This is a genomic window from Ehrlichia muris AS145 (assembly GCF_000508225.1).
GTDB lineage: Bacteria > Pseudomonadota > Alphaproteobacteria > Rickettsiales > Anaplasmataceae > Ehrlichia > Ehrlichia muris.
In genome coordinates this window covers 49,799-72,245 of record NC_023063.1, presented here as the reverse complement: position 1 = coordinate 72,245, position 22,447 = coordinate 49,799, and the positions used below count along the sequence as shown (strand labels likewise).

Sequence of the window (22,447 nt, the reverse complement as noted above, 5' to 3'; positions counted from 1 at the left end):
AATTAACACATATTTCCACTACACACATTCCTAAATTTAGGATTATGTACTGAACAGATACATAATAATCTTTAAATATATTTTATTCTATCAGGTCCGTAATTAATACTTACATACCAGTGCAAAAATTTGATAACAATAGCATAAAAACTAGATTTTTGTAATATGGCCAGTATATAACTGACGTGGACGACATATTTTATAATTTTTATTTGCCACCATTTCATACCATTGAGCAGACCAACCAGATGTTCTAGCAAGTGCAAATAATGTAGTAAACATCTTTACTGGAATTCCGATAGCTTTTAGAACAATTCCAGAATAAAAATCTACATTAGGGTATAAATTACGCTCAATGAAATAGCTGTCTTGTAATGCAATGTTTTCTAATTCTACCGCTACTTCTAATAATGGATCATCTATACCTAAATCATTTAACACTTCTCTACAAATTTCACACATCATTTTAGCACGTGGATCATAATTTTTATATACTCTATGACCAAAACCCATTAATCTTGTAGTCTTACTACCATCCTTCACTTTTTGAATAAACTGTTTTACATTACTTGGTTTTTCAATTGTCATTAACATATTAATTACAGCTTCATTTGCTCCACCATGAGCTGGACCCCATAAAGTTGCTGTTCCTGCCACTAAACAAGCAAATAAATCTGCTCCTGCAGAACCAGCTAACCTAACAGTAGCAGTAGAAGCATTTTGTTCATGATCAGCATGTAATACAAAGATAATATCCAAAGCTTTAGCAACAACCTGAGTGAATTTATAGGAAGAAATATCAAACATCATATGCACGAAATTTTCACTGTAAGATAATTTTGTATCAGCTGTAATGAAATCCTGATTCGTTATATATCTATAAATCAGCGCTACTATACTTGCAATTTTAGCTACAGCTAATTTAGCACACTTTAATTCATCTTTATCAGCTTCTCGATCATGATAATATGCTGCTAAGGCAGAAAAACATGCCATTAATATAGCCATAGGATGTGAATCTTGTGAAAATGCCTTTATAACATCATACACTACCTGAGGAGGTGTATATTCTTGAGAAATCTGTAATGTAAAATTTTGTAAATCCTCAGAACTAGGAAAAACACCATAAAATAGCAAATATATTATTTCTACAAAACTCTTATTTCCATTTACTAAATCTACTATGTTATGTCCTCTATAACACAATATACCTTTATTTCCATCAATAAACGTAATCTTTGATTCACAAGCAGCAGTAGACATAAAGCCTGGATCATAAGTTAACACTCCTGTGTCTTTATACAAAGAAGTAATATCTACAGCTTTATTCCCATTAGTATCATATAACACTGGCAATTTTATCCTTTGATCATCCAATTCTAATACTGCTTCTTTGATCATAATTCCACCTAAATTTAATAATAATGATGTATACTTTGCTTATATAACATAAACAGATAAAAATTAAAAATCCAAACACTTTAAATCTTATCAGAAGTAATGCAAATTTGTATATATTACACTCACAATCTCATCTTTCCTAAAGGATTCACATATAAAATTTTATAATGTTATTAATACTAACTTTTCGTAAACAACACACTTTTTCACATATAGATACTCATAACCTAAAATATAACTTAGTTCTAAACTTCACTCCTAAAACTATGACTAACAACCATAACCTTCTACTAACACTTTATTATATCTTCTCAAATCTATTAATTAATATATTCTTCATTGACATTTTCCTATGAAAACCCCAATATCAACTATCAACAAAACAGTCATATTATAAACCACTAAGTATGTTGATTATTAAAAACTGATAAGATTTAATCTTTTCTTAATCTATAAAACATGGCACAGATAATTTCTTCAAGTTAATATAAACTTCTAAACATGACTAGCCTTAATAAATTTAAAATCTTTCTATTAGTTTACTCACTTCAGTAAATCACTTTAGTTTTTCTTATAAAATTTTACATACTCATCAGCAAACCGTACATGTAATAAACAACTCTAGGAGTTATTAAATAAAAACACATAATAAACTCTTAAGTTCTTCAATTATCTATTCCCATTCAATTGTAGCTGGGGGTTTAGATGTAGTATCATATACCACTCTATTAATTCCTTGGACATTATTTACAATAGCATTACTAACATCCTTAAGAAAGTCATAGAAGATTAATTTAGTTTCCAAATCTACCTCAAATGGGAAACATTCTGCAGTCATACCATCACTAGAAGTAACTGCTCTTAAAGCACAAGTATAACCATAGGTTCTACTATCACCCATTACACCTACTGTTCTTACTGGTAATAGCACTGCAAATGCCTGCCATATAATATCGTACAAGTTATATTTTTTTATAAGATCGATATATATCTCATCAGCAGCTTGTAACATTCTTACTTTTTCTTGAGTAATTTCACCTATTATCCTAATTGCTAAACCAGGACCTGGAAATGGATGACGAGTTAATATCTCATTCGATATACCAAGCTTTTTTCCTAATAATCTAACCTCATCTTTAAATAGAAATCTTAGTGGTTCAACAAGTTGTAATTTCATTATATCAGGCAACCCCCCAACGTTATGATGTGATTTGATAGTTACACTTTCTTTCTCAGCAGGACCACCAGACTCTATAACATCAGGATATATGGTACCTTGCATTAAAAATTCTACATCTCCTATCTTATTTGCTTCTTCTTCAAACACTTCGATAAATGTTTTTCCTATTATCTTCCGTTTTTGTTCTGGATCAGTAATAGACTGAAGTCTATTCAAAAATATTGATGATTTATCAACAACAGTTACAGGAATTTTAAATTGATTAATAAATAACTGCCTTACTTTTTCTGCTTCATTATAACGCAGCAACCCATTATCAATAAAGATACAACACAATTGATCCCCTATTGCTCGATAAGTCAGAGCTGCAGCAACACTAGAATCAACGCCACCACTAAGCGCAGCTATTACTTTTTTATTTCCTACTTGTTTCTTTATAAGATTTTGCTGATCATCTAGAAAAGAGTCCATTGTCCAACTATTCTTACAATCTGCTATCTTTACAAAATTAGAAAGTAACTTTATACCATCTGGAGTATGGTACACCTCAGGATGAAACTGCATCCCATAAATTCTTCTTTTTTCATTGCTTATCATCGCAATTGTATTATTCAAAACACTATGTGCTATGACTTCAAATCCATATGGAACATCACGCACACTATCTGCATGGCTCATCCACACGGAAGCCTGTTCTCCTACTTTCCACACATCTTTTATTATTTCTGATCCTTTTACAATATTTAAAGTAGCTTTTCCAAATTCCTTACCATAACTCTGTACAACTGTTGACTTGAAATAATTACTCAAAAGTTGTAATCCATAACATACTCCCAATACTGGAATAGAAGTTCTTTCATTTAATTCAATAATATCATGAACAATTCTAGGTATCTCTGTTAAATTAAAGACTGACTTAGGTCCTCCAGACAAAATAAATGCTTTGCTGTCTTTTATACGGTCAAATGCTACATCATGTGCAAAAATTTCAGAATAGATATTTAGTTCTCTCACTCTTCTAGCAAGCAATTGCGTAAATTGCGACCCAAAATCAATAATTGCTACTCTTGACATTTATGTTACCTCATAATTGCAGAAAAATAAAAATTTATTCTTATAAATTTGTAAAACAAAAACTTACCAATTCATAACACAAGGAAGACCTTCTATCCAATATTGCTACATAAAACAATAACAAGCACTTACAACACACCTAAACACAATGCAGATCTTTTAAGATCTCATATTAATGTCATTACTATACCAAAAAAGTCACCCCCTCAACAAGAATTATGATTTTATTAATAAATATAGAATAAAATCTAAATTAATCATAAATTTAGGGACAACTACATGAATGAAGAATTATCTTTAGATGAGAGTTTAGATAGCGCTATGCGTTATGTTGAAAAAGGATGCAAAACAAAGATAGATGCAAAGATGAAAGCATGTATAAAAAACGAAGTTAAATCAGCAATTCCAGAACTAAATAAGGTATTAACACCTTTAATTACTTCTGCACTTAATGCAGAGCAAAAAACATTATCACAAAATCAGCAGGAAGAATTAGTGAAGAATTTTATTGCAATTATGATGCCACATATGCAAAAAATCATGGTAGCATCTGACCAATAAACAGGATCCTTGTATATCAAAGCTCAGCTTATACACAGTACATTACCTACTTTTCCCATTCAGAACTACATATTATTGGCGTAAACTTCTATAAGCATTGTAAATTTCTGATATTTATAATGCTTATAGCCACTATATTGCTATACCTTTGTATAAAAAACTTTAGATAAACATTCATTCTTTTTTACAGTACATGATTGCATAAACTGCAGCCAAAAAATCAATAATGGAAGACCTTCTGATAATTGCTATTAAAACATTCACAAGTTCATACATTTGTAAATATCCAATATTACCTTAGATTTTGGCAGGAATAAGATGAACCAGATCCCATTGTTAAATATCTTTTTTCTACTACTTCATAATACATATCTATATCTTGTCGTATAAGAGATAGCACCTCCTCATCTAACAGCAACTTTCTTGCAAAACTTGCTAGATGACTTGCAATAACCACAAAATTCATAGAATTTGTCTTCACATGACTTTTAATTGTATCATGAAATTCTCTATTACATATTTGTATGATATTCCATGGAATTTTGAGTCCAGAAATTTCCTTTACAGAGTTCTTCTGTGGAGAATATAAATGCCTAAATGCATTCCTTAGCTTGACAGAGAACCTACTAAAGGCTACAGCATAAGATAGTTTTACTGCACACCCCTTTGCAGCTATCCTTGTTACCTTATACATCTGTCCAAAACATGTAATACAAGATAACACCACAAAATCTACTACCTCCTTTGCAAACCTCTCACGTGCATTCAATATGCATGCAAACTTACAACACATGTCTAGTAAGCTCATATAAAACTTCCTAGAATGCAGTTTATAAACAGCTTGGCGTTGAAAAGACTGATTATTACCCCAAAAAGTTGTACCTAGTTGTACTAATGGACACGTTAACTCAGAATGATCTGCAGCAAGAAATTTACCTATCATACTATCTATAAATTCTTGATTATCAAAATGACTTGCACAATATCTTAGACTATTACACATATTAAACTGACAAAATCTAGTTAGTAGATGCTCAAGAGTTCCCAGTTTAATTATAAAGACACATAAGGGTAGATTTTCAGTTACTGTCAACAAAGTATTTTCAATTCCACTCTTAAGCACAACCCGTTTATCCTCACACACGTCAAACATATCCATAAAGCTAAGAGCATATTCCGTATGCATCGTTACAAAACATCCTACAGTAGACTGGAACTTCATTATACATTCTCTAGCAGAATATTGCTCAGCAGAAAACAAAACAGGAGGAGAAGTTGTGAGATGTTTTACAGGCAAAATCTTTACTGATGTTAACTCCCCCCCCCCTTCTATAGTATTTGTTGTAAGCTTAGTACTTGATAGTCCAGCGTCAATACCAGAATGGGTAACACTGCCAACCATCTCAGAGATTTCCGTAACCTTACCTTGACCTTGCGGTAATTCCTCATCTTTTAAGCAGCATGTTTTTCCATCCTGCCCATTAGAGCTTTCTTCCTTTAAACCCAATACCGTTACTTTGACACTGTCAGCATAACTTGCTGACGTTATAGAGGAATTAGTACTACTTAAGTCTCTCAACACTAATTTCTTCCTAATATTCCTACGTAAAGGTTTATCTGATAATCTCATCGTACCTTCTGGTACAGCACTAGATTTAATCTTCCCTCCTTTTATATCACCACAGACTCTTTCCTGACTAGAACCTTCCTCCTTCAAACTTATAACACCAAGTTTCTTAGAACAACTTACAACGCTAGAATAAGCTTGACTAACACAAATTTTTGGCTTTGCACCTTCTCTTAAATACTTGTCTTCCAAATTTTGTGATTGATTAACAGTCTCCTCATGACTTGCAACACAAGAAGTTTTGCTCTTCTGCATAGACTTAATATCAAGTAAAGCAATTTTTACAGCTTGAATATAACTTTTTGATGCATCAGAAACAAGATCCTCCTTAGCATCTTTTAATTTTCTGTCACTTCTTCTAGAAGGCTTGTCGTATGATGTTATTACATCTCCTGATACAACCTTAGTATCTTCCTTGTTATCAGTATACGCGTCTGTGTCTTCTCTTACTATAATACTTTCTTGCACAAAAGATTGTGTTAGTTTCTCCCACCTCTTTCTTTTTGTAGTCTGTTGTAAGACAGTACTTGACGATTCAACCTTAATATTTTGCTTATTAGAGCTTTCTTCTTTCAAACCAGGTACTTTTATTTCAAAGTTTTCAGCTTCTCTACTTCGCTCTTTTTCAGAGCACAGAATTTTTACCTTAACAGTACCAGTATCAGTCACTGACGTCATAGAAGAACTAGTACTACTTAAGTCTCTCAACACTAATTCCTTCCTGATATTCCTACGTAAAGGCTTACCTGATAATTTTTCTACATCTTCTAATATAGAATCAGATTTTACCTTAGTTTCTTTCTTATTACTAGTACACAAGCCTGCTTCTTCTGTTACTACTATACTCTTTTGAATAGAAGATTGAATATCTAAATTAGAGAACTGCTGTGTCAACTGTTGACTAGTAACACTTGTTTCACATACATCACTAGCTATTCTTCCTTCTTGTTGCTCCAACTCACCATTGATTCTTTTATTCTTCGATTTTTTCTTTTTACTAAATTTAGCAGATGACCTTGATATAGCTTTCATAATTTCATCATTAATATCACTCAATAATAACAGCACCAACCACAGAAAATATCACAGAAATACACTTTTCACATAACCAGAAGATAGATTAAACTACCTATTTTATAATATCATAACCTACTGATTTTTTCAAGTAATAATAGCAGTTTCACTACTGACTATATACTCAGAGTAACTATCCAATAACACAACACACTATCTTAACTTTCTAACTATATGAAAAAGCAAAAATTACTGTTTAATAAATATAACTCAAACAATACACTCTAGACACAGTAATAATATCACCTTATTTAAGATAGCTAATTCTTCAGGAATTCCCCATAAATAGACTTCACAAATCTTAAAAGAAACCCAACTAAGCTTTATATTTAACCCATTTTTTTCTGAAAATTACGTAGATAACATATATTAACCACTGAATTGGTACACAACAAAAAAAACACGGTCAGATAAATATTACTGTTCAAACAGATTTAACAGCTAAAGAAAATGTAGCTTAAGCATAGAAAAAGCTAGAACAGCTACACAACTGTTATAAATACACGAAATAAAATAAAAAGGCTTAAAATTGTCTATATTAACATTAAAAACGGTTTCTCTAAATAAGACTTAAAGCAATTTAAAAATCTTGCTGCTAACACACCATCAATCACTCTATGATCTACAGACAATGTTATTGTCATAACATTTGAAATACACACTTGTTCACCAACAACTATTGCTTTTTTCTCAGAACACCCAACAGACATTATACAGGATTGTGGAGGATTAACAATTGCATAAAATTCTTTAATACCAAACATACCAAGATTAGAAACAGTAAAACCTCCACCTTGGAACTCCTCTGGTTTCAACTTGCCAGACTTAGCTTTAGTAGCTAATACTTTAACTTCACTTGATATTTCTAACAAAGACTTTTTATCTGCATTGAAAACAATTGGGGTAATAAGTCCATTATCAATAGATACAGCAACTGAAATATCAATACTATGAAATACAACTATTTTATCATCAGACCAAGATACATTAATTTCAGGAAATTTCTTAATGCTCATAGCAACAGCTTTAATAATGAAATCATTTACTGTAACTTTATTATCAAGATTTTCAGCATTAATTTCTAATCTTAGTTTTAATAGATCATCCACCAAACAATCTATCGAAATATAAAAATGAGGAATCGTTTGCTTAGAATGTACTAAACGTTCTGCTATTACTCTACGCATGCTACTAATTTCAGCAAAAGAACTTCCTCCCAAAGAATTAGAAACATTACCCTTTTGATTTACAATATCTAATATATCAGCTTTTATAATTCTTCCGTAAGGACCCGTTCCTTTTACTAAATTGATATCAACACACAGGTCGGAAGCAATCTTCTTGGCTAAAGGACTAATTTTAATTCTTTCACATGAATTAGAAGGACTATTTAACATCGCAGTATTTACCTGTTGATTAATCTGCGATACAACTGATCCATCTTTAGGAACATTATCACTACTTACAGCCTGTTGATTAATCTGCGATGTAACCGATCCATCTTTAGGAACATTATTACTCTTCTTATATGAATGAATTTCAACTAGATCTTGTTCATCTACAGCAATTAATGCTATCAATTGGTTCACTTGTACATTCTTGCTTCCTTCTTCAAAGAAAACTTTGCCCATGATACCATCTTCATCTGTATACTCAAATTCCATAACAGCTTTATCAGTTTCTATATCAGCTATTATATCACCTGACTTGACTACATCACCTTCTGACTTATACCATTTTCTTATAGTCCCACTTTTCATGGTTGGAGAAAGAGCAGGCATCAATACTTCTATTGGCATTCTTAACATCAAAAAAATCTTTTATACACCATTACAGTATTAGACATGTATTGTCAATCCAATTATAGGCACCATCTATTCTAAACAAATTGTTAGTGGTGTGGAATTGGGTAAGAAGTTGAGATTACCAGAACTTTTTGGTCTTACGACTAATTTAGTACTTACAAGCTCAGGTGAAAAAATGGGTAAAACTGCACAAGGTGCAGTGTGGCTGGATGGTAGTATGTATAATCCTGTTGATTATTGGCAATATTTTCGTAATGTTAAGGATGAGGATGTAGGTCGTTTTTTAAAGTTATTTACGGAGTTATCTCTTGATGAGATAAAAGAGTTGGAGCTTTTGCAGAGACATGAGATTAATGAAGCAAAGAAAATATTAGCTACTGAAGCTACTAAAAATATGTCGCGGAGAGCAAATTGCTCACAAGTATTGCTAATGATGCGCTTAAAGTAGGATAAATAACTTATACTCAAAACATGTTATTCCTAATTGTTCCGAATAAACCTAAGTTGAATTACTAAAATTATATCAAATCTGACACATAACTTATACAATACCTCCCCCTATGTATATTAATAATCTATCTATCAATTATCATCTATGCAAGCCACTTATGAATACCTTCAGTCATTAATATATATGTTAAACACATTTTATTTCTTGTAGTAGACAAAAAACTTGCTAATATTATTACATTTGTTTAACGTATAGAGACTTTGTGCTAGTCAGTAATCGTATTCAAGATATTTTGGGGTTTTACGAAAGCGAGAATCCAGGAGTAAAAGCAAATCTGATAAGAATGCTGTTACATGGTAAATTGGCTGGGAGTGGAAAGTTGTTGATATTACCTGTGGACCAAGGAATGGAACATGGGCCAACTAAGAGCTTTTCAAAAAATCCTCAATCTTATGATCCACATTACCATTTTAAATTAGCTATTGAAGGTGGGTTTAGTGCATATGCAGCTCCACTTGGTATGCTTGAAGCAGGAGCATCTACTTATGCTGGTCTTATACCTCTTATACTCAAACTAAATAGCTCTACGTTGCTTTCTCCAAAAAATAGTCTAGATCAAGTGGTAACTTCTTCTATCAAAGACGCGTTAAAGTTAGGATGTTCAGCTATAGGAATAACTATTTATCCAGGTTCTCATAATTTCTTTTCTATGATTCGAGAAACAAGAGACCTTATTGCAGAAGCAAAAGCAGCAGGGTTAGCAGTTGTAATATGGTCATACCCACGAGGGAATGATATTTCAAAACAAGGAGAAACAGCAATAGATATAGTAGCATACGCTGCACATATCGCAGCATCACTTGGAGCAAATATCATAAAAGTCAAGTTACCAACAAGTCACATAGAAAGAGATTCTATACCTTATGACATTTCATCTTTAGAAAAAAGGATAGAATATATAAAATTATCTTGCTTTGCACGAAGGAGATTAGTTGTCTTTTCAGGTGGAGAAACAAAAACTGATGAAGAATTATTTCAAGAGGTACAGTCAATAAAATTAGGTGGAGGGGATGGATCGATTATAGGACGTAATTCCTTCCAAAGATCAAAAAGTAATGCTATATCAATGATAGAAAAGATAGCAAAAATTTATAACAATTAGGCTAGGTGGCAGAATGGCTTATGCAGAGGACTGCAAATCCTTTTATATCGGTTCGATTCCGGTCCTGGCCTCCATTTCAACATAAGATAACTTTTTGTAAGATTTGATTGTAACAAGTTCTATTATTGAAATCCGCAATAAATTCTCGATGACCTTTAAAATATTACCCTCAAAACATGAAATAATATTTAAGCTATTGCTTGATAAAATACAACTTGTTGTTGGAATTATGTATTGAAAATTTTATCACAACACAAAAAAACTAAACATCTCAATGCAATACTATACACCTAGACAAAGTTTCTCAATTACTATACCAGAAAAATACTACGATTACTAATCGGAGAAGTTCTAATAAAACATTCAAAAGCTTTGTTAACAATGTTACATAAAGAAGTAGTTGTTATCATAAACAGCACTTACAATAACCCTAAGCTTTGCTGATACTATTAGATAAAGAAGTCGTTGCTATAAATATTGATGAATATGTTCCAACAGCTATACCAAAAGATACAATTATACTCAACTCTCTAACTGTACCCTGACACAATAACATTAAAGGAATAGATGCTAGCATAGTGGTACCAGACGTCAATATTGTTCTTGATAAAGTAGCGTTAATACTCATATTAATGATATCAGGCAGCTTTCTTTGTATTTTCTTCTTAAGTAATTCCCTAATTCTATCATATATTACTACTGAATCATTAACTGAATAACCAATAACTGTTAAGATTGCTGCAGTAGAAGAAAGATTAAACTCAATATTACATAAGCTAATTAACCCCAATGTTAAAACAACATCATGTATTAGAGCTAAAACACCACCTAATGCAAAACTCCACTGAAACCTTAACCACAAATATAAAAACATCCCTAACAATGAAAGTACTATTGCGCATAACCCTTCAAAAATCTGCTTATACCCAACTTGTGGCCCAACATAATCTATTTTCAAATAAGTTACTTCACCTAGTATTTCTTCTAATACACCTTTTATCTTTTCAATAGCATGCAATTGATTCGAATTTTTTTCACTCTTAAAACGAATCATTAATTCTTTATCATTATTTTTAAAACCTTGCACAGAGAAACCTATAAAACCATTCTCCTGCAGTTTTAGATTAACATTTCTAGTATCTATTTGATCTGCACGAAGTTCGATTATTATACCACCCGCAAAATCTGTACCAAAGTATATACCTTTAAGTAAAACAAGCAATATTGAAACAAGCATGAGAATACCACTACAAGATACAGCATATATCCTATACTTAGAAAAATTTATATTTATACCACTAAGAAAAACCACTACTCAAAACTATAAATTAACTCACTAAGACTATGTGATTTCCAATACTTATTCAAGAAAAAACACTTTTTCATAATGCAATAAACACTAAAAATGTATAATAATTATTTTTCCTATATCAAAAAATTTGACATAGTAGCTTTACTGATAATTTTCATTATACACGATTCTCAATAAGAATCACAGACCTTTCATCTTTAACATTGTAGGACATTTGGGAGAAATAGTAGCACCTGATTTTACGATGTAAATCACATTATAAATATAGATCTAAATCTATTTTAGGGTAAGCTTACATAAGTCATCACAAACACAAAAACGTTTCCTTCTACATAAGAAAAACTTGGTATATTGATTTATTCGTAATTTCTATCATTATACAATGTTTTAGACTAAGAATTATCAACATTTCATTTATATTACTTGTTGGGAGAAATAGTAGCACCTGATTTTACGATGTAAATCACATTATAAATATAGATCTAAATCTATTTTAGGGTAAGCTTACATAAGCCATCACAAACACAAAAACGTTTCCTTCTACATAGAAAACTTGGTATATTGATTTATTCGTAATTTCTATCATTATACAGTGTTTTAGACTAAGAATTATCAACATTTCATTTATATTACTTGTTGGGAGAAATAGTAGCACCTGGTTTTACGATGTAAATCACATTATAAATATAGATCTAAATCTATTTTAGGGTAAGCTTACATAAGCCATCACAAACACAAAAACGTTTCCTTCTACATAAGAAAACTTGGTATATTGATTTATTCGTAATTTCTATCATTATACAGTGTTTTAGACTAAGAATTATCAACATTTCATTTATATTACTTGTTGGGAGAAATAGTAGCACCTGGTTTTACGATGTAAATCACATTATAAATATAGATCTAAATCTATTTTAGGGTAAGCTTACATAAGTCATCACAAACACAAAAACGTTTCCTTCTACATAAGAAAAACTTGGTATATTGATTTATTCGTAATTTCTATCATTATACAGTGTTTTAGACTAAGAATTATCAACATTTCATTTATATTACTTGTTGGGAGAAATAGTAGCACCTGGTTTTACGATGTAAATCACATTATAAATATAGATCTAAATCTATTTTAGGGTAAGCTTACATAAGTCATCACAAACACAAAAACGTTTCCCTTCTACATAGAAACTATATATATTAATTTATTTATAATTTCTATCATTATACAGTGTCTTACATTAAGAATTATAAGCATTTCATTTACAACATTGTAGGCTATTTGGGAGAAATAGTAATAATCTGGTTTTTAAAGTGCAAAAGATATCACATTATAAAACATAGGTACAAATGTGTTCTAGGAGAAACAGATATAATTGCTCTTAAGAACAAATACTTAGTTTTCATAGAAGTTAAAACCAGTATACTTGGATCAGAAATTCCTATCACCAACAAACAACAAAAATCTATTGTCAGAGTAGCAAAATACTTTATTACGTATCATACAAAATTTGAAGAATACAACATAAGATTTGATTTATATTTTCTTTCACTTTCAAAAGGATTGATACATATCCCACATGCTTGGCAAGAACTTTAACTTGCTTTGATTAACCCATTATTTTAAATCTTCGCAAAACACTAACTAAAGCTTGAGTTAATTCACTTATCATTTCATCCGTATGAAAAGGTGTTGGAGTAATTCTTAATCTTTCCGTACCTACAGGTACAGTAGGATAATTAATAGACTGTATATATATCTTGTATTCCTTAAGCAATACCTGTGAAATATTCTTACAAGCCATTGAATTACCTATAATAACAGGAATGATATGTGTGTCTGTTTTAACAAAATTAATCCCAACCTTGGAGAAAGACTCCTTTACTTTACTCACAACTTCACGTTGCTTTTCCCTCTCAATAGAACTATTTTTCAAATGTTCAACACTTATTCTAGCAGATGATGCAATAAGCGGTGATAATGCTGTAGTAAAAATAAAGCCAGGAGCAAAACTTCTAATAACATCCACTAAATTTTTTGATCCAGCAATATATCCTCCCATAACCCCAAAAGCCTTGGAAAGCGTTCCTTGAATGATTGTAATTCTATCAGATATGTTCTCCTGCTCTGATATACCCCCACCACGATTTCCATACATACCAACTGCATGAACTTCATCTAAATAAGTTATTGCATTATATTTATCAGCTAAATCACAAATCTTAGAAATTGGAGCTACATCTCCATCCATAGAATATAAAGATTCAAATATTATAATTTTAGGCACAGATATATCAACAGACTTCAATAAATCTTCAAGATGGCTAACATCATTGTGCTTGAATATATATTTTGCTCTATTACTACCTCTGATTCCTTCTATCATAGAAGAATGATTTTTTTCATCTGAAAAAACTACAATATCTGGAATCACAGAAAGCAATGTACTGATAGTAGTCTGATTTGCAACATAACCACATACAAAAGTTAAAGCAGCGGGTTTCTTATGTAAATCTGCTAATGACTCTTCAAGTTCAATAATTTCTTTTGTAGTTCCAGAAATATTCCTTGTACCACCAGCACCTACACTACTACTATAATTCTTGATAGCAAGAATCACATGTTCATTTTGCCCCATACCTAAATAATCATTGCTACACCATAGAGTAACTACATTATTTACACCACATTCAATAGCATAAGGAAATTGGCCAGGAATACGTGAAAACCCAGTAAATTCTCTATACCGACCTTCATCTTTTATATGCTTAATTCGGTTAAAAAAGATTTCTTCATAATTTACCATAATTACTTTCACCCTGTGCTTTAATATAAAACCTAATCAAAAATCACTCCTCTAACATTATCTTTAAATGACGCTTTTTCCCACAACTCAACTTAACATAGTATGTATTGCAAAAGTCCTTTAAAGATAACTTGTAATTCATATCTACCAAAACTACATCATTAATTTTACATCCTCTACCATTAATCAATCTTCTGGCACTACTACTAGTTTTTTCCATTCCAGATATTTGAAGTAATTTTATTATAGGTAATCCTAACTCCACATCACATTTACTCACATAAAAAGCTGATAAACCTGAATCATCATTATGTTCAAAAACTTTAAGCGCGTCATTAGCAATACTTTGAGCAATTTGCTTTCCGTGACATATTTTAGTAGCTTCAGTAGCTAATATTTTCTTTGCTTCATTAATCTCATGTCCCTGCAAAAGCTCCAACTCTTTTATCTCATCAAGAGATAACTCCGTAAATAACTTTAAAAAACGACCTACATCCTCATCCTTAACATTACGAAAATATTGCCAATAATCAACAGGATTATACATACTACCATCCAGCCACACTGCACCTTGTGCAGTTTTACCCATTTTTTCACCTGAGCTTGTAAGTACTAAATTAGTCGTAAGACCAAAAAGTTCTGGTAATTTCAACTTCCTACCCAATTCCACACCACTAACAATATTACCCCATTGATCAGAGCCACCTATTTGTAACAAACAATTATGACGCCGATTTAACTCCACAAAATCATATGACTGTAACAACATGTAATTAAATTCTAAAAAGCTAAGATTTTGTTCTCTTTCCAAACGCAATCTTACACTATCAAAAGTCAACATGTTGTTTACGGAAAAATGTTTACCTATATCTCTTAAAAACTCTATATAATTTAAATCATCTAACCATTCAGTGTTACGTACTAACAACGCATCGTGTGTTCCATTGCCAAATACAATAAATTTCTTTAATACTTCACAAATACCTAATGTATTCTCCTCAATCTCATTAGCAGACAGCATTACTCGTGACTTATCCTTACCAGAAGGATCACCTATTTTAGTTGTCCCATCTCCTAACAATACTATCGGTTTATGACCAAATTTTTGAAGGTACCTTAAAACCATAATCTGCACCAAACTACCAATATGTAAACTTTTAGCAGTACAATCAAATCCTATGTACACACGTATACATTGTTGGGCCATTAATTGATCTAAGGCACTAACGTTAGTACATTGATTAAAATATCCTCGAGAATACAAAACGCTTAAGAACTGAGACTTGAATTTCATTTTAGAAACAGATTATTAAAAAACCAGTGATCCCGGCGCGAATCGAACGCGCGACCTACTGATTAAAAGTCAGACGCTCTACCGAACTGAGCTACGGGATCTCAACCAAAAATATATTATATATCCACAATGTATATTGAACCATTTTCCTAAAATTAAGTAAAGGTTTTTCTTAATAGAATAGCAATACAATTCAAGTAAATATACATAGCAGGACAAATTAATCTCTAATAAACCATAAATTATAAATTATGCATATTGCAAAACAACAAAAAACTTGATATCCTATCTGTTTTCAAGCCGGGTAATTTTATTATGTTCCTTTCTATAGAGGATACTTTAGACTACATAAAAAAAAATGCAATAAATTTTATTGATTTAAGGTTTACAGGTTCTAATGGCAAATGGCACCATATAACACGTAGTGCAGAGACTACAGACGCACAAGTGTTGTCAGCAGGGATTAATTTTGATAGTTCATCGATTCCTGGATGGCAGTCAATAGAAAAATCAGATATGATATTATTACCGGATATAAGTACAGCCTTTATTGATCCATTTTCTGCCCAATCAACATTAGTCATAATATGCAATATAGTAGATCCATATAATCAATCCCCATATTCTAAAGACCCACGATACACAGCACAAAAAGCATCTAAATACATGCTATCTACAGGCATTGCTGATAAGTGTTATTTTGGACCAGAAGTAGAGTTTTTTATATTTGACAATGTACAATTTCACACAGGAATGTATAATTCTTACTTTAAGATAGATTCTGCAGAACACGATACTCCATTCCAAAAAAGAGAATTTTCTAACAGTCACCGCCCAAAAGCTAGAGGTGGTTACATGCCCACTCCTCCTACTGATTCATTACATGACATTCGCTCGGAAATGTTAACAATGTTCAAAGAAGTAGGTATAATACCCTTAATACATCACCATGAAGTCGCTGCATCACAATGTGAAGTCGGATTCCAGCATGATGAATTACTCCTTAGCGCAGATAATGTGCAAAAGTGTAAGTATATAGTGAATGGAGTTGCATCGTCTTATGGTAAAACTACAACCTTTATGCCAAAACCGGTAATACAAGACAATGGTAGCGGTATGCATTGTCATCAGTCCTTATGGAAAGATAATGTTAATCTTTTTGTTAATCCTGATGGCAGCATATCAGAAACCTGCTTATATTATATAGGTGGGATTATTAAATATGGCAAAGCTATCAACGCATTTGCAAATCCTTCAACAAACAGCTACAAAAGGTTAGTACCACATTTTGAAGCACCAACTTGGTTGACTTATTCATATGAAAATAGGTCTTCTGCTATCCGCATACCATACGCATCAAAGAATGATACTAATGCTAAAAGGATAGAAGTACGCTTTCCCGATCCACTTGCAAATCCATACCTGTGTTTTTCTGCACAGTTAATGGCTGGATTGTATGGTATACAAAATAAAGTTCATCCTGGACCAGCAATAGATAAGAATTTATACTCACTAGATAAAACAGAACTACAACAATTAACCTCTGTAGCAAGTTCTCTCGAAGAAGCATTAGAATGTTTAGATAATAATAGAGAATTTCTGTTAGTAGGGAACGTATTTACTAATGATCAAATTGATTCATATATAAATCTTAAAATGCTAGAAGCAAAAGATCTACAGTTACATCCACATCCCATTGAATTTATAAATTATTATAACTCTTAAACAAATTAACGTTGTATTTGTTATGCGGTTAGTGAGCCATGTTTATATACAAAATTTCAGAATTGGGGATGCAATTAATAAATCATTGGATTATTATTAAGTAAGAAGGTCTTTATTTGCATTCATAATTTCACAATATATATTCAAACCCCAATGCAACATACTAACTCAATACATGCAATTATAAAAATTTGGATACCTATTAAACATGACAAACAACTTTAATAATACATTTCTACAACTAAAGTCACTAGTCCAACAAGACTTAGAAGAAATGGAATTTCTAATTTCACACCAAAATGATAAACACATTGCTTTAATTACAGAAATTATATATCACTTAATTAAATCTGGAGGAAAGAGGATACGTCCTATAATTTTTTTTATCATATGTAAGATGCTAAATTGTAATAATGCAAATAAAATACTAATTGCAGCAGCTATTGAATTCATACACAATGCCACATTGTTACATGATGATGTTATCGATGAAAGTGATATAAGAAGAGGAATAAAAACATCCAATTTTATATGGGGAAACAAAGCAAGTATCCTAGTAGGAGACTTCTTACTCGCTGTATCTTTTCAATGGCTTATAGAGTGTAAGGATCTGAATATATTATCTATACTATCTCAAACATCTAATACTATTATAGTTGGAGAAGTACAACAAATGATATCTAGTCACGATATAAACCTTTCCAAGGAAAAATACATAGAAATCATTTCTGCAAAAACAGCCTCTTTATTTGGAGCAACATGTGAATCTGCTGCAACTCTAGCCCAAGTAACCAATAAGGAAAAAGAAGCATTAAAAAATTTTGGAAACAACTTTGGTATTTCCTTTCAAATCATGGACGATATTTTAGATTATACAGCCTCAGAAGAACAATTTGGTAAAAAACTAGGAAATGATCTTTTTACAGGCAAAACTACCTTGCCTGTTATTATTGCATATCAAAATGCAACATCAAAAGAAAAAAAATTCTGGGACCAAATATCTGTAAATTCAAACTTAGAGCAAGCTATATCCTACATTAAATCTCATAATGCGATTGAAAAATCAATAGATATTGCAACAATCTATGTAAATCAGGCAAAATCATGTTTAAATATTTTTGCAGAGTCAAACTATAAAATGCATCTAAACAAACTACTAGATTGTATTCTACATAGAGGATATTAAACAGATAAATATTTCGCAGCTATATTCAAATAAATTGAGGATTTAAAGACAAGTAAGGCTAGTAATATATTTAAATTTACATAATTTTCTTAGCAATATCTATTTCTTCAATATCTAAATGTGATAACAATATACTTTTTATAGTTCGTTCCTCTTGATTCATTATCTCATCATTGATACGATTAGAATATTGAGCATACAGAAAACAACACAAACTAACACTTGCAAAAAATACACTAGATATCACTGAAAATAACACAGACCTATATACACCTTGCTCAAGACCGAAAATAGACTTGACTTTGAATCCTAAAACAACATTTACCACACATAAGGTTAAAAATAGCGTCAAGACAAGTAAAAACAAAAATTTAAAATCACCACGCTCATTCTTAATAGCCTCATAGGTCGCTTTAGCATTAGACACTGCAGCAAATTTACAAGACATTAAGTCATACATACGTTTTGTAAGAGCATATAATACATGACCAAACCTATTGTAACCAACAATTTTATACTGATCTGAAAAACATAAATTTACACACAGAGCATGTTGTGCATCAACTCTAGAATCATATATGGGTAATCTACTGCTCACTTGAGAAAAATCTCTAAATAAAGCTTCAAGGTTCTTATTAGATATGCTTGTCATATTAGCGTGTATTATATCATACACAGTATGCCCTAAACTATTTTTGACTTCACACAACTGGTCAAAAGATACCATAGTTAGCAATAATCGATAAGACTCTATACATTCCACTATGTAAGCCTTAACTTCTTTGACTAACATTTTCTGATTTTGTACGGATATTCTAAGTTTACATTTTATCGCATTTATATTCATTTTATTGTTTACAATCGGTTTCAGATTCTTATTCATATCATTCTGATATAGTACGTTATAAGCTGAAAGCACCTTTGCAAAACTAATAAAATACATATATGACATAACATGTAATGGAGTATCTCCATGAGCATTTTGTTGTGTAAATATCAATGGTGCATTTTTTGCAAAGTACTGTATAACAATATAATTCATATATGGGGCACATGCTGCATAATGCATTGGGTTATTACCATAATTGTCTGGTTCACCAACCATTTCAATTCTTTCATAGACTAATAATTGTATTATTTCACATAAAAAATTTTCTTGCTTTCTTTGATTACACATATTTACAGCATAATGCATAGAATTCCTACCTTGAGCATCAAGCTTATATTGAGAGAAACTCATTAAAAATGTTCTTACTAGCAAATATGAGGAATCCGCACACTCAGACTCATCAATTAGAAAATACAATTGAACTAAAGCACTCATCATATCCCCAGGAAGTCTAGCATCACCAGATCCATTTGAAGAAGATAAAAATTCAGAAACCTGCTGAACAGAAATCCTTTGTTCTGCAACAGCCGTATTAATTTTACCAGCTAAGATCTCTACAGCGCGCCTTACAGAATCAAACATCTCTATTTTGCATTGCTGTATAACCTCCGGATCTGTTTCTTCTTGGGAAGTTTCATTACCAATAATATTTAATAAAGTTTCGCATACTCTATTAGAAACAGATTGATATGCAAGTTTTAACTTATTGGACATTTCTCTCAGTTCAGTAGCCTGACAACCTGCAACCTGACTTTCATCTATACTAGATTGCCTAATTGCCCTCAGCAGCACTGTTTTAAGTCTATCTTTTATAGTATTAATAGAGTTATCTTGAATTCCAGATATATCATACAATGACATAATTAAATAATAGAATACTGAACCAAGCTCATCTTTCAACAACAGAACATCCTCAGCTTCTAGAGATTCTAGTGTCTTTAAAAACGATACATTATGTGCTAATATTTCACTAAATAAGACAGGCCGAGTATATTGTGTTATAGCCATCTTACGAATAATTAACACATTAACACCCTCCTAATATAGAACTCACTCATTGTATTCAAAATCAAAAGTATCAACTTCGACATATAAAATCTTTGACATACTGATTATCTATATTTTTTATATTCCTGACAGACTCACATGCAATAATCTTTCCATCATATAACACAGCTATTTTACTCGCAATCTTAAAAGCACTACTAATATCATGAGTAATAGTAATAACTGTTAAATTAAATTCTTTATGACACTTTATTATAATTTCATTCACAACATCAGACATTATTGGATCCAACCCTGAAGTTGGTTCATCAAGGATCATAATTTTAGGCTCACTAACAATAGCTCTGGCCAATGCTATTCTCTTTTTCATACCACCAGATAACTCAATAGGATATCTATCCAATACATCACTACTCAACCCTACCAAATTCAATCCAGATGCAGCAATACTCCTTGATAACCGTTTATCACGATTAAATCTATAATGTAAGTTAAAAGCAATATTTTCACATACCGTTAAACTATCAAACAACGCACAATTTTGAAATAAAACCCCAAAATTTTTAATCAAGCTTTTATTATGTCTAATATCAACACCACTAACAATCACTTTACCAGAAGTAGGAGTTATCAAACCTAGTATTGTTTTTGTTAACACAGACTTTCCACTACCTGACTCCCCAACAATAACTAATGATTCCCCATATGCAATATCAAGATTTATTCCCTTCAATACTCGATGTCCATGAAAATCTACATGTAAATCAGATAAAGAAATATAATTCATAAAATCAACTACTATGAATAAAATACAGTAATAATATAATTAAACAAGATGATAAACATGGATGATACAACAACAACATAAGTAGTGGCCAATCCAACCCCTCTAGCTCCACCACTACAATAATAACCACTATAACATCCCATAAAGGATACTATAAAACCAAATACTGTCGCTTTAACTAAACCCAAGATAATATCTCGAACATGCAAAAACTGCATCACTCCTTTTATATACATTTCAGAAGTATATCCCAACTGATATGAACCAACAATATACCCACCGTAAGCACCAATTAAGTCAGTACATACAATCAACATAGGCATAGCAATCATTGCAGAAACAATACGAGGAACAATTAAATATTTAAATGGATGAGTATCTAATGTAAACAAAGCATCTATTTGCTCAGTAATACGCATAGTACCTATTTCAGCAGCAATAGCTGCTCCCACACGTCCTGCAATAATAAGGCCAATCAATACTGGTCCTAATTCCCTTACAATAGCGACAACTACTATTCCAGAAGCAAAATCACTTGAAACATCATTATGTATTATTAGAGAATTCTGTAAAATTAACACTGCACCAGTAAACATTGCAGTAATACCAACTATAGGTAATGAGAAAAAGAATATTTCTATAAATTGTTTTAATAGAACCCCATAGTAATAAGGAGGCATAAAACAATTATATATAAACTTTACAAAAAAAATAAAAGAATGTCCTATATTAAAAACTACACTAATTACGTACCTACCAATAGTTTGCAACAAACAAAATGGCATTAAATGTAAACGTAAAAAGCGCATAACAATACACCACATCTTTTCAAGTAGCAACATAAATAAACTTCATACCACACGACTTACTTTAATTAGTTATAACAAAACCTTTAGCTGTAAATCAGCATAAAATTACATTAAACCTTATTGAAATGAGATATATCTAATTAATTAATATATTAAATAAACTCCTTAAGTAAGTCAGTATAACAAAAAACCTGTCTTTACAAAACTACAATTTTATAAATCATAAACATTTGAAACAAATACTAAAATATTAAATATATATACTCATAAATTAAATCATGTTAGTGATTTATATGAGACT

At 31.3% G+C, this 22,447-nt stretch carries 15 protein-coding genes, 2 tRNA genes and 1 pseudogene; 7 read left to right on the top strand and 11 right to left on the bottom strand.

The features are described from left to right. Positions 1–150: 150 nt before the first annotated feature. Both MR76_RS00290 and guaA read right to left on the bottom strand, forming a co-directional pair. Positions 151–1,401: a citrate synthase gene (locus tag MR76_RS00290; RefSeq protein ID WP_024071702.1), complete on the bottom strand. Its 1,251-nt coding sequence runs from the start codon at positions 1,399–1,401 to the stop codon at positions 151–153. A gap of 673 nt (positions 1,402–2,074) precedes the next feature. Beyond that, complete coding sequence (gene guaA / locus MR76_RS00285) at positions 2,075–3,655, bottom strand: glutamine-hydrolyzing GMP synthase (RefSeq protein WP_024071701.1); 1,581 nt, start codon at positions 3,653–3,655, stop codon at positions 2,075–2,077. A gap of 279 nt (positions 3,656–3,934) precedes the next feature. On the opposite strand from guaA, the gene MR76_RS00280 reads away from it, so the two are divergent. After that, the gene (locus MR76_RS00280; RefSeq protein ID WP_024071700.1) at positions 3,935–4,216 is read left to right on the top strand and encodes a hypothetical protein; all 282 of its coding nucleotides are present in this window, start codon (positions 3,935–3,937) and stop codon (positions 4,214–4,216) included. 292 nt (positions 4,217–4,508) lie between these two features. Here MR76_RS00280 and MR76_RS00275 read toward each other — a convergent pair whose 3' ends face one another. Together MR76_RS00275 and MR76_RS00270 are read right to left on the bottom strand one after the other, a co-directional pair. Further along, entirely contained in the window at positions 4,509–6,899 is a 2,391-nt protein-coding gene (locus MR76_RS00275; RefSeq protein WP_144445920.1) for a DUF3514 domain-containing protein, read from the bottom strand. Positions 6,900–7,450: 551 nt separating this feature from the next. Beyond that, positions 7,451–8,716 carry a pyruvate dehydrogenase complex dihydrolipoamide acetyltransferase gene (locus MR76_RS00270; RefSeq protein WP_024071698.1) on the bottom strand — a complete coding sequence of 422 codons (1,266 nt, stop codon included), beginning with the start codon at positions 8,714–8,716 and terminating at the stop codon, positions 7,451–7,453. An 88-nt stretch (positions 8,717–8,804) separates the two neighbouring features. Between MR76_RS00270 and MR76_RS00265 the strand changes: the two are divergent. From MR76_RS00265 to MR76_RS00255, 3 genes and pseudogenes are all read left to right on the top strand, one after another. After that, positions 8,805–9,169, top strand: a pseudogene (locus MR76_RS00265) (tyrosine--tRNA ligase); the annotation flags it as partial. A gap of 266 nt (positions 9,170–9,435) precedes the next feature. Continuing rightward, positions 9,436–10,335, top strand: coding sequence for a class I fructose-bisphosphate aldolase (locus MR76_RS00260; RefSeq protein WP_024071696.1), 900 nt, complete (start codon positions 9,436–9,438; stop codon positions 10,333–10,335). Next, a tRNA-Cys gene (locus MR76_RS00255) sits at positions 10,335–10,409 on the top strand. The genes MR76_RS00260 and MR76_RS00255 overlap by 1 nt, the downstream gene beginning before the upstream one ends. A gap of 356 nt (positions 10,410–10,765) precedes the next feature. Here MR76_RS00255 and secF read toward each other — a convergent pair. Beyond that, on the bottom strand, positions 10,766–11,647 hold the full coding sequence (gene secF / locus MR76_RS00250; RefSeq protein WP_024071695.1) for a protein translocase subunit SecF: 882 nt from the start codon (positions 11,645–11,647) through the stop codon (positions 10,766–10,768). Positions 11,648–12,872: 1,225 nt separating this feature from the next. Here secF and MR76_RS00245 point away from each other — a divergent pair. Then, positions 12,873–13,241, top strand: a complete 369-nt coding sequence (locus MR76_RS00245; RefSeq protein ID WP_024071694.1) for a YraN family protein — start codon at positions 12,873–12,875, stop codon at positions 13,239–13,241. A 10-nt stretch (positions 13,242–13,251) separates the two neighbouring features. Here MR76_RS00245 and hemA read toward each other — a convergent pair whose 3' ends face one another. The 3 genes from hemA to MR76_RS00230 all read right to left on the bottom strand — a co-directional run bounded on the left by hemA (position 13,252) and on the right by MR76_RS00230 (position 15,843). Next, complete coding sequence (gene hemA / locus MR76_RS00240; RefSeq protein ID WP_024071693.1) at positions 13,252–14,448, bottom strand: 5-aminolevulinate synthase; 1,197 nt, start codon at positions 14,446–14,448, stop codon at positions 13,252–13,254. A 43-nt stretch (positions 14,449–14,491) separates the two neighbouring features. Beyond that, entirely contained in the window at positions 14,492–15,742 is a 1,251-nt protein-coding gene (tyrS, locus tag MR76_RS00235) for a tyrosine--tRNA ligase (protein WP_024071692.1), read from the bottom strand. 27 nt (positions 15,743–15,769) lie between these two features. Then, positions 15,770–15,843 (bottom strand) — tRNA-Lys (locus tag MR76_RS00230). A 214-nt stretch (positions 15,844–16,057) separates the two neighbouring features. On the opposite strand from MR76_RS00230, the gene glnA reads away from it, so the two are divergent. Together glnA and MR76_RS00220 are read left to right on the top strand one after the other, a co-directional pair. Further along, entirely contained in the window at positions 16,058–17,467 is a 1,410-nt protein-coding gene (glnA, locus tag MR76_RS00225; protein WP_024071691.1) for a type I glutamate--ammonia ligase, read from the top strand. A gap of 208 nt (positions 17,468–17,675) precedes the next feature. Further along, on the top strand, positions 17,676–18,653 hold the full coding sequence (locus tag MR76_RS00220) for a polyprenyl synthetase family protein (protein WP_024071690.1): 978 nt from the start codon (positions 17,676–17,678) through the stop codon (positions 18,651–18,653). 76 nt (positions 18,654–18,729) lie between these two features. Here the strand turns inward: MR76_RS00220 and MR76_RS00215 are convergent, their stop codons facing one another. The 3 genes from MR76_RS00215 to MR76_RS00205 are packed head-to-tail and all read right to left on the bottom strand — an operon-like array spanning position 18,730 to position 22,146. Further along, complete coding sequence (locus MR76_RS00215; protein ID WP_024071689.1) at positions 18,730–20,568, bottom strand: ankyrin repeat domain-containing protein; 1,839 nt, start codon at positions 20,566–20,568, stop codon at positions 18,730–18,732. A 52-nt stretch (positions 20,569–20,620) separates the two neighbouring features. Continuing rightward, complete coding sequence (locus MR76_RS00210) at positions 20,621–21,337, bottom strand: ATP-binding cassette domain-containing protein (RefSeq protein ID WP_024071688.1); 717 nt, start codon at positions 21,335–21,337, stop codon at positions 20,621–20,623. Positions 21,338–21,348: 11 nt separating this feature from the next. Continuing rightward, positions 21,349–22,146, bottom strand: coding sequence for an MlaE family ABC transporter permease (locus tag MR76_RS00205; RefSeq protein WP_024071687.1), 798 nt, complete (start codon positions 22,144–22,146; stop codon positions 21,349–21,351). Positions 22,147–22,447: the final 301 nt, after the last annotated feature.